Source organism: Actinophytocola sp., assembly GCF_045807065.1.
GTDB lineage: Bacteria > Actinomycetota > Actinomycetes > Mycobacteriales > Pseudonocardiaceae > Actinophytocola.
The window spans coordinates 1-4,652 of sequence record NZ_JBJMIE010000821.1 but is presented as its reverse complement, the minus strand read 5'-3'; the positions used below and the strand labels follow the sequence as shown (position 1 = coordinate 4,652).

At 70.4% G+C, this 4,652-nt stretch carries 5 protein-coding genes and 2 pseudogenes; all 7 read right to left on the bottom strand.

The window, feature by feature from the left end:
• Positions 1 to 214: pseudogene (locus ACJ73U_RS47595) on the bottom strand (hydrogenase expression/formation protein HypE); the annotation flags it as partial.
• A complete protein-coding gene (gene hypD / locus ACJ73U_RS47590) occupies positions 211 to 1,338 on the bottom strand; it encodes a hydrogenase formation protein HypD (RefSeq protein WP_407784423.1) in 1,128 nt (375 codons plus the stop codon). The pseudogene ACJ73U_RS47595 and the gene hypD, both read right to left, overlap by 4 nt.
• Before the next feature lie 8 nt (positions 1,339 to 1,346).
• On the bottom strand, positions 1,347 to 1,619 hold the full coding sequence (locus tag ACJ73U_RS47585) for a HypC/HybG/HupF family hydrogenase formation chaperone (RefSeq protein WP_407784422.1): 273 nt from the start codon (positions 1,617 to 1,619) through the stop codon (positions 1,347 to 1,349).
• On the bottom strand, positions 1,592 to 2,104 hold the full coding sequence (locus ACJ73U_RS47580) for a hydrogenase maturation protease (protein WP_407784421.1): 513 nt from the start codon (positions 2,102 to 2,104) through the stop codon (positions 1,592 to 1,594). Before ACJ73U_RS47580 ends, ACJ73U_RS47585 begins: the two co-directional genes overlap by 28 nt.
• On the bottom strand, positions 2,101 to 3,411 hold the full coding sequence (locus tag ACJ73U_RS47575) for a hypothetical protein (RefSeq protein WP_407784420.1): 1,311 nt from the start codon (positions 3,409 to 3,411) through the stop codon (positions 2,101 to 2,103). The genes ACJ73U_RS47580 and ACJ73U_RS47575 overlap by 4 nt, the downstream gene beginning before the upstream one ends.
• Before the next feature lie 8 nt (positions 3,412 to 3,419).
• Entirely contained in the window at positions 3,420 to 4,493 is a 1,074-nt protein-coding gene (locus tag ACJ73U_RS47570) for a hydrogenase expression protein HypE (RefSeq protein ID WP_407784419.1), read from the bottom strand.
• Positions 4,450 to 4,652 (bottom strand): annotated as a pseudogene (locus ACJ73U_RS47565) (hypothetical protein); the annotation flags it as partial. The pseudogene ACJ73U_RS47565 and the gene ACJ73U_RS47570, both read right to left, overlap by 44 nt.

Here is a 4,652-nt window from a genome sequence, read left to right as displayed (position 1 = left end):
GCCCCGCCGGAGTCGTGAGCTGGGCGCCGTCCTCCAACTGCTCCAGCACCGGGTTGCTGAACGCGTCCAGGAAGACGGCCTCGATCAGCGTCTGGGTCGCCTTGCCGCCCGAGCCGTGCGCCAGCGTGATCCGCTCCTCCTTGACCCTCGGCCGGCGCTTGCGGGCTCGTTCGATCCGGTCGAGAACGTCCTGTTCCTTGGTCGAGAACGTCATGACACGCTCGCCTCACGGACGCGGGTACGGGTGAACCGGCCGAAGTTGTAGTACGCGGCGCAAGCGCCCTCGGGCGACACCATGCACGTCCCGATCGGCGTTTCGGGCGTGCACGCCGTGCCGAACACCTTGCACTCCCACGGTTTCAACACGCCCTTGAGCACTTCGCCACACTGGCAGGCCTTTGGGTCGGCCACGCGGACGCCGGGCACGTCGTACTGGAGTTCCGCGTCGAACGCGGCGTACTTCGACCGGACCTGCAACGCGGAGTGCGAGATGAACCCGAGCCCGCGCCACTCGAAGTACGGCCGCAGCTCCATGGTCTCGGCGATCACCCGCAGGGCGGTGGGGTTGCCGTCCCACGGCACCACGCGCGAGTACTGGTTCTCGACCTCGGCGCGGCCCTCCTTCAGCTGCAGCATCAGCAGGTAGATCGACTGCAGGATGTCCAGCGGCTCGAACCCGGACACCACGATCGGCTTGCCGTAGTCGGCCGCGATGAACTCATACGGCCGGCAGCCGATCACCGTGGACACGTGCCCGGGCCCGATGAAGCCGTCGAGCCGCAGGTCCGGCGAGTCCAGGATGGCCTTGATCGCGGGGATGATCGTGATGTGGTTGCCGAACACGGAGAAGTTCTCGACGCCGTCCCGCGCCGCGCGCAGCAGCGTCATCGCGGTGGACGGCGCGGTGGTCTCGAACCCGATGGCCATGAACACCACGTGCATGTCCGGGTTCTGCCGCGCCACCTTCAGCGAGTCCAGCGGCGAGTACACCATCCGGATGTTGGTGCCCTCCGCGTTGGAGTCGAAGAAGTTCCCGCCGCTGCCCGGCACCCGCATCATGTCGCCGAACGAGGTCATCAGCACGCCCGGCTGGCGTGCGATGTGGATGGCGTCGTCGATGCGGCCCATCGGGATCACGCACACCGGACAGCCGGGCCCGTGGACGAGCGTGATGTTCTCGGGCAGGTAGTCCTCGAGGCCGTGCTTGTAGATCGTGTGGGTGTGACCGCCGCACACCTCCATGAACTTGTACTCCCGGCCGGGCTCACACAGGGCGGTGATCTTGGCGGACAGCGCGCGGGCCTTGTCCGCGTCCCGGAACTCGTCGACGAAACGCATGTCCCCTCCTAGAGGATCTCGGAATCCCGCAACGCGGCGATCTCGTCCTCGTACGCCTTCCCGATGCTCTCGAGGAACTCCATGGCCGCCTTCGCCTCCTCCTCGTCGATCTTCGACAGGGCGAAGCCGACGTGGATGAGCACCCAGTCACCCGGCCCGACCGCCTCCTCCGCCAGCAGCCCGATGTTGATGGCCCGCTTGACGCCGCTGACGTCGACGCGGGCGAGGTCCGGCCGGTCGGTCAGGACCTCGATCACTTCCCCAGGGATGCCAAGGCACATGTCAGCTCCTCATCCGACGCGAAGGGGTGGTGCGCGGCCAGGTGGACCACGACGCGGACGGCCGTGTCGACCGCCCGCGCGACGGGCGGGCTCAACCCCATGCCCTCGGCCAGGTCGGCCGGCTCGCAGCCGACCAGCAGCACCCGGCCGGGGTCGGCGCCGAGCAGGCGGACCAGCGCGAGCACGACGTCCGGTTGCATGCCGTGCGCGTCGAGCAGTGTCGAGTCGTCCGGTGTGGACGGCAGCGCGAGGTCGACGACGTGCACGGTGCCGGGTGGGTCGCCCCGCGCGGTGGCGTCCACGATGATCGTCAGCTCCGGCGCGGCGCCCGCCAGGTCGTAGGCCAGGTGCATGCCGCGCACGCCGTAGTCGACCACCCGCACGGAATCCGGCAGGGGCGCCGTGGACAGCCGGCGCGCCACCTCGACGCCGAACCCGTCGTCACCGAGGAAGATGTTGCCGACACCGGCCACCAGCACGGTCATAGCGGCTCGACCTCGTCGGCGCCGAAGTAGCGGTACCGGCCGTGGGCGGCGTAGAGCTCGGCGCCCAGGTCGTCCTCGACCGTGACCGCGAGATGCCACCGGTCGTCGACGTCGAGCAACACGGCCCGCACGACCGCGGTGCGGCCGGCGAGGAACATGTCGTGCGCGTCGGCGCGCCGGCCGGGCCGCAGCCGTACCCGCGAGCCCTTGCCGACCGGCACACCGCCGACGGTGACGGTGTCGGTCTCCGGCGACACCGTGCGGTCCGCGCCGGGATCCCACCAGGGCGCGGACGGCTCGGGCGGCGGGTGTCGCGGGCCGCCCGTCACCGAGCGCACGTACCGGATCGTCCCGTGCAGCCGGTCCAGCAGCTCGGGCGGCAGGGTGTCCACGCGGTCGATCAGCTCGGCCGCGCGGGGGTCGGTGGCGCGGGCCTCGCGCTTCTCCTCCTCGGTGAGCGTCATGGTCCGCAGGGTCAGGATCTCGTCGATCTCCGTGCCGTCGAAGAGGTTCCCCGCGCTCTGCGCGGCGATCTCGGGGTGGTCGGGCAGGATGATCGGCGTGCACAGGACGGTGTCGTCCGCCCCGACCAGCACCGGCCAGGCTCGTTCGCCGCGGCACTCGGCGGTGAAGGCCGACGCCCACTCCGGCGGGTCCGTGGCGGACAGGAAATGTCCGCCGGACAACGACATCAGCGTGTGCGCGGCGATCAGGGCGTGCCGCAGCGCGGTGTCCCGGCTGTCCGCCACCGCGGGGGTCAGGTTCGCCACACGCAGCGTCAACCGCACCCCGCCGAACGGACCCGGCAACGCGGCGGCACCCACGCGGACCTCGCCCCTGAGCGGAGCACGCCGGCGCGCCACCCGGCCACCCTCGAACGGCTCCGCGTCCTCGCCGCCGGGCACCTCGAACGGGACCGCCAGCTCGCCGACGAGGAGGTCCGGCAGGCGCAACTCCGCGTCCACCTCCCGCTCGACCGCCTCCTCCCAGGTGGTGTGCTCGACGCCGGCCACGGTCACCGACGGCACCGCGTGGTGGTCGGGGCCCACCTCGACCACCCGGCGCTGCAGCTGGAGGAACCGGACCCGCACGTGCAGGACCGCGCCGGCGACCGGTTCGGCGAGCAGCTCGGTCCGGTACCACGCGTGCTCACCCCCGTCGGCGAACGCGGGCGGCATCAGCACGCCCCACTGCCAGCGAAGCCGGTTCTTGGTCGCCGACGCGCGGTACGGGTACAGCAGATAACCCTCGTACAGCACGGCGTCCGCGACCTCGCGGGCACGGTCCAGCGAGTCCCTCGCGGCCATCGACCCCATCACCAGTCCGCGCGGTACCCGGTGGTCAGCGTCCGGCCCTTCGACCGCCACTCCGGCTCGCGGTCGGCCTTGCGCTCGGTGATCTGCCGCAGCTTCTTCATCACCGTGCCGTAGATCTTGCTGCCGGTCGCGGAGACCCGGGACCCGGGCGGCGCGTCCATGAACGGCATGAACTGGTCCGGGAAGCCCGGCATGGTGCAGCCGATGCAGATGCCGCCGACGTTGGGACAGCCGCCGACCCCGTTGATCCAGCCGCGCTTCGGGACGTTGCACTTGACCACCGGGCCCCAGCAGCCGAGCTTCACCAGGCACTTCGGCGAGCCGTACTCCTTGGCGAACTCACCCTGCTCGTAGTACCCGCCGCGGTCACAGCCCTCGTGCACGGTCTTGCCGAACAGCCACGTCGGTCGCAGCTTGTCGTCGAGGGGGATCATCGGCGCCTGCCCGGCCGCCTGGTAGAGCAGGTACAGCAGGGTCTCCGACAGGTTGTCCGGGTGGATCGGGCAGCCCGGCACGCACACGATCGGGATGCCCGCCTTGGACTTCCAGTCCCAGCCCAGGTAGTCCGGCACGCCCATCGCGCCGGTCGGGTTGCCCGCCATGGCGTGGATGCCGCCGTAGGTCGCGCACGTGCCGACGGCCAGCACGAGGAGTGCCTTGGGCGCGAGCCGGTCCAGCCACTCGCTCGTGGTCATGGGCTGACCGGTCTCCGGGTTGTTCCCGAACCCGCACCAGTAGCCCTCCTTCTTGATCGCCTCGTTCGGGATCGAGCCCTCGACCACGAGCACGAACGGCTCCAGCTCACCGCGATCGGCCTTGTGCCACCACTCGATGAAACTGTCCGCCCCCTGCTCCGGCCCGCACTCGAAATCGATCAACGGCCAGTGCACCGCGACCTTCGGCAACCCCGGCAGGGCGCCCAGCACGATCTCCTCGATGCTCGGCTGCGTCGCCGCGGTCAGCGCCACCGAGTCCCCGTCACAGCTCAGGCCCGCGTTGATCCACAGGACGTGTACGACGTCCTCGTCCTCAGTGGACTGCGCGTGCGGCGTGGTGTCCGTCGATGCGGTCATGGGTCAGCTCCCACAGTGCGTGGTAAATGGTGGTCTGTGCTTCCTGGATCCGGTGCACCGACGGCGACGGCACGACGAAGAGGTGGTCGATGCTGTCCAGCTCGGCCATCCTGCCGCCGTCGTAGCCGGCGATGCCGACCGTGAGCATGCCGCGCCGCG